Genomic DNA, 4,185 nt, shown 5'->3' on the forward strand with positions numbered 1-4,185 from the left:
ACCGACTCGCTGGTCAGCGAGATCGACACCGCCACCCTGACCCAGCTGCTGCCAAGCTTGCAGGCCGGGATGGCGCCCAAGGTCGAGGCGTGCCTGCGGGCCGTCGCCGGTGGGGTGCCCAGCGCACACATCATCGACGGCCGGGTCGAACACTGTGTGCTGGTCGAACTGTTCACCGACGCCGGTACCGGCACGAAGGTGGTCGGCGCATGAACCGCACCGAGCAGCTGCAACAGCGGTGGTCCGCGGTGATGATGAACAACTACGGCACTCCGCCGGTGGCGCTGGCCAGCGGCGACGGTGCTGTGGTCACCGACGTGGACGGCAAAACCTATCTGGACCTGCTCGGCGGGATCGCGGTCAACATCCTCGGCCACTGCCACCCCGCGGTCATCGAGGCAGTCACCGCTCAGTTCTCGACGTTGGGCCACACCTCCAACCTGTATGCCACCGAGCCCGGCATCGCGCTGGCCGAGGCGCTCGTCGAGTTGCTGGGTACACCAGCGCGGGTGTTCTTCGCCAACTCCGGCGCCGAGGCCAACGAGGCGGCGTTCAAACTGTCGCGGCTCACCGGCCGCACGAAAATCGTTGCTGCCCAAGGTGCTTTCCACGGCCGCACCATGGGGGCGCTGGCACTGACCGGTCAGCCGGACAAGCGGGCGCCGTTCGAACCGCTGCCCGGTGACGTCACGCACGTGCCCTATGGCGACACCGTCGCGCTGACCGATGCGGTCGGTCACGACACCGCCGCGGTGTTTTTGGAGCCGATCATGGGGGAGGGCGGTGTCGTGGTCCCGCCCGACGGCTATCTGGCCGCCGCCCGCGAGATCACCGCCGCCCGGGGCGCACTGCTGGTGTTCGACGAGGTGCAGACGGGAATCGGCCGCACCGGAACGTTTTACGCCCACCAGCACGACGGAATCACCCCGGATGTTCTGACCTTGGCCAAGGGCCTGGGCGGTGGGCTGCCGATCGGGGCCTGCCTGGCCACCGGGCCTGCCGCAACCCTGTTCACTCCGGGGCTGCACGGCAGCACGTTCGGCGGCAACCCGGTCTGCACCGCAGCCGCACTGGCGGTGCTGCGGGTGCTGGCCGACGAGGATCTGGTCCACCACGCCGACGTGCTGGGCAAGACGCTGCGCCACGGCATCGAGGCGCTGGGGCACCCGCTGGTGGACCACGTCCGCGGCCGCGGCCTGCTGCTCGGCGTAGTGCTCACCGCGCCGCGCGCCAAAGACGTTGAGGCCGCCGCCCGGGCGGCCGGGTTCCTGGTCAACGGCGCCTCCGGTGATGTCGTGCGGTTGGCGCCGCCGCTGATCATCACCGAGGCCCAGATCGACGCATTCTTAAGCGCGCTGCCCCGTGTTCTCGACACTGCCCAAGAGGAGCCGTGATGACCCGTCACTTCCTGCGTGATGACGACGTCTCGCCAACCGAGCAGTCCGAGATCCTCGCCTTGGCCGCCGAACTGAAGAGAAATCCGCTGAGCCGCCGACCGCTGGAGGGGCCACGCGGCGTCGCGGTGATCTTCGACAAGAACTCCACCCGCACCCGGTTCTCGTTCGAGATCGGCATCGCCCAACTCGGCGGCCACGCCGTCGTCGTCGACGGCAGTCGCACCCAGCTGGGCCGCGAGGAGACGCTGGAGGACACCGCCCGGGTGTTGTCCCGCTATGTCGACGCGATCGTGTGGCGCACCTTCGGCCAGGACCGACTGACTGCGATGGCCGGTGCCGCGACGGTGCCGGTGATCAACGCGCTCTCCGATGAGTTCCATCCGTGTCAGGTGCTGGCCGACCTGCAGACCATCGCCGAGCGGAAGGGATCGCTGAAAGGCCTGCGGCTGTCCTACTTCGGCGACGGCGCCAACAACATGGCGCACTCCCTGCTGCTCGGCGGGGTCACCGCCGGCGTGCACGTCACCATCGCCGCGCCGGCCGCTTTCGCGCCGGCCCCGGCCGTCCTGGCCGCCGCGGAACAACGTGCCGCGACCACCGCCGGGTCGGTGACGGTGACCACCGAACCCAGCAGCGCCGCAGCGCACGCCGACGTGCTGGTGACCGACACCTGGACGTCGATGGGTCAGGAAAGCGATGGGCGCAATCGGGTCGAGCCGTTCCGGCCGTTCCGGGTCGACACCGAACTCGTCAGCTCCGCCGACCCCGATGTGGTGGTGCTGCACTGTCTTCCGGCGCACCGGGGCCATGAGATCACCGATGACGTGATCGACGGTCCGCACAGCGCGGTGTGGGACGAGGCCGAGAACCGGCTGCACGCGCAGAAGGCGCTGCTGGCGTGGCTGCTGGACCTGTCTCCATGAGGCGCGCATGACCATGACAATGACCCGCGCCGGCGACGATGCAGAGCGTAGCGATGCTGAGGAGCGGCGCGCATGACCCGCGCCGGCGACGATGCAGAGCGTAGTGATGCTGAGGAGCGGCGCGCATGACTAGAGCTGGCCGGCAGGCGCGCATTGTCGAGGTGCTGTCGTCGGCGCCGGTGCGCAGCCAGTCCGAGCTGGCCGCGCTGCTGGCCGCTGACGGCATCGACGTCACCCAGGCCACGCTCTCGCGGGACCTGGAGGAGCTCGGCGCGGTGAAACTAAGGGGGGTTGACGGCGGTGCCGGCGTCTACGTCATCCCCGAAGACGGCAGCCCGGTCCGCGGGGTCTCCGGGGGCACGGGGCGGCTGTCCCGGCTGCTGGGCGAGCTGCTGGTGTCCACCGACGCCAGCGGGAACCTCGCGGTGCTGCGCACCCCGCCGGGCGCCGCCGACTATCTGGCCAGCGCGATCGACCGCGCGGCGCTACCGTACGTCGTCGGCACCATCGCCGGTGATGACACCATCTTTGTGGCGGCGCGCGAGCCGATGACCGGCGCCGAGCTCGCCGCCGTGCTGGCAGAGTTCCAGAAGAGCTGAGGCAGAACCGAAGGAGATCGACTCATGTCCGAACCCGTCATCTTGGCCTACTCCGGCGGTCTGGACACCTCCGTCGCGATCAGCTGGATCGGCAAGGAGACCGGCCGTGAGGTGGTCGCCGTGGCGGTCGACCTGGGTCAAGGCGGCGAGGACATGGAGGTGGTGCGCCAGCGTGCGCTGGACTGCGGTGCCGTCGAGGCCGTCGTGGTCGACGCCCGCGACGAGTTCGCCGAAGAATACTGCCTGCCCACAATCCAGTCCAATGCGCTGTACATGGACCGTTATCCGCTGGTGTCGGCGATCAGCAGGCCGTTGATCGCCAAGCACCTGGTAACTGTCGCGCGCGAGCACGGCGGCGGCATCGTCGCACACGGCTGCACCGGCAAGGGCAATGACCAGGTCCGGTTCGAAGTTGGCTTCGCGTCGCTGGCACCGGATCTGGAGGTGTTGGCCCCGGTCCGCGACTACGCGTGGACCCGGGAGAAGGCCATCGCTTTCGCGGAGCAGAACGCCATCCCGATCAATGTCACAAAACGTTCACCGTTCTCCGTCGACCAGAATGTCTGGGGCCGTGCGGTGGAAACCGGTTTCTTAGAACACCTCTGGAACGCGCCGACCAAGGACGTCTACGCCTACACCGACGACGCAGGCGTCAACTGGAACACCCCCGACGAGGTGGTCGTCGGGTTCGAGTCGGGCGTGCCGGTCTCGATCGACGGCCGTCGGGTCAGCGTGCTGGAGGCCGTTATCGAGCTCAACCGCCGCGGCGGCGCCCAAGGCGTCGGGCGGCTCGACGTCGTCGAGGACCGGCTGGTGGGTATCAAGAGCCGCGAAATCTATGAGGCGCCCGGTGCGATGGTGCTGATCACCGCGCACACCGAACTCGAGCACCTTACCCTGGAACGCGAGTTGGGACGGTTCAAACGGCACACCGACCAGCGCTGGGCCGAGTTGGTGTACGACGGTCTGTGGTACTCGCCGCTGAAGGCCGCCCTGGACGCGTTCGTCGCCCACACCCAGCAGCACGTGTCCGGGGAGATCCGCGTGGTGCTGCACGGCGGCCACATCGCGGTGAATGGACGCCGCAGCGCAGAATCTCTCTACGACTTCAACCTGGCCACCTACGACGAGGGCGACGCGTTCGACCAGTCGGCTGCCCGCGGGTTCGTGCAGCTGCACGGGTTGTCGTCGAAGATCTCCGCAGCCCGGGACGCACGGTGACCCGGTCGACCGCGAGCATGCACAAAATCGCACCAGCGGGGCCGC

At 68.7% G+C, this 4,185-nt stretch carries 4 protein-coding genes and 2 pseudogenes; all 6 read left to right on the forward strand.

Annotated elements, in window-relative coordinates; all coding sequences use genetic code 11:
• A pseudogene (locus tag AC2VOP_RS06750) lies at positions 1 to 213 on the forward strand (acetylglutamate kinase); the annotation flags it as partial.
• Entirely contained in the window at positions 210 to 1,394 is a 1,185-nt protein-coding gene (locus AC2VOP_RS06755) for an acetylornithine transaminase (protein ID WP_486960244.1), read from the forward strand. The pseudogene AC2VOP_RS06750 and the gene AC2VOP_RS06755, both read left to right, overlap by 4 nt.
• On the forward strand, positions 1,394 to 2,320 hold the full coding sequence (gene argF / locus AC2VOP_RS06760) for an ornithine carbamoyltransferase (protein WP_486960245.1): 927 nt from the start codon (positions 1,394 to 1,396) through the stop codon (positions 2,318 to 2,320). Before AC2VOP_RS06755 ends, argF begins: the two co-directional genes overlap by 1 nt.
• Positions 2,321 to 2,358: 38 nt before the next feature.
• Positions 2,359 to 2,429: pseudogene (locus tag AC2VOP_RS06765) on the forward strand (hypothetical protein); the annotation flags it as partial.
• 16 nt (positions 2,430 to 2,445) lie between these two features.
• Entirely contained in the window at positions 2,446 to 2,919 is a 474-nt protein-coding gene (locus AC2VOP_RS06770) for an arginine repressor (RefSeq protein WP_486960246.1), read from the forward strand.
• A gap of 24 nt (positions 2,920 to 2,943) precedes the next feature.
• Positions 2,944 to 4,140, forward strand: coding sequence for an argininosuccinate synthase (locus tag AC2VOP_RS06775; protein WP_486960247.1), 1,197 nt, complete (start codon positions 2,944 to 2,946; stop codon positions 4,138 to 4,140).
• Positions 4,141 to 4,185 lie beyond the last annotated feature (45 nt).

The organism is Mycobacterium sp. TH-M106 (assembly GCF_057473765.1).

Excerpts from the sequence above, each read along its gene's own strand:
- AC2VOP_RS06755 (WP_486960244.1), top strand. The coding sequence starts at position 210 with ATGAACCGCACCGAGCAGCTGCAACAGCGGTGGTCCGCGGTGATGATG.
- argF (WP_486960245.1), top strand. The coding sequence starts at position 1,394 with ATGACCCGTCACTTCCTGCGTGATGACGACGTCTCGCCAACCGAGCAG.
- AC2VOP_RS06770 (WP_486960246.1), top strand. The coding sequence starts at position 2,446 with ATGACTAGAGCTGGCCGGCAGGCGCGCATTGTCGAGGTGCTGTCGTCG.
- AC2VOP_RS06775 (WP_486960247.1), top strand. The coding sequence starts at position 2,944 with ATGTCCGAACCCGTCATCTTGGCCTACTCCGGCGGTCTGGACACCTCC.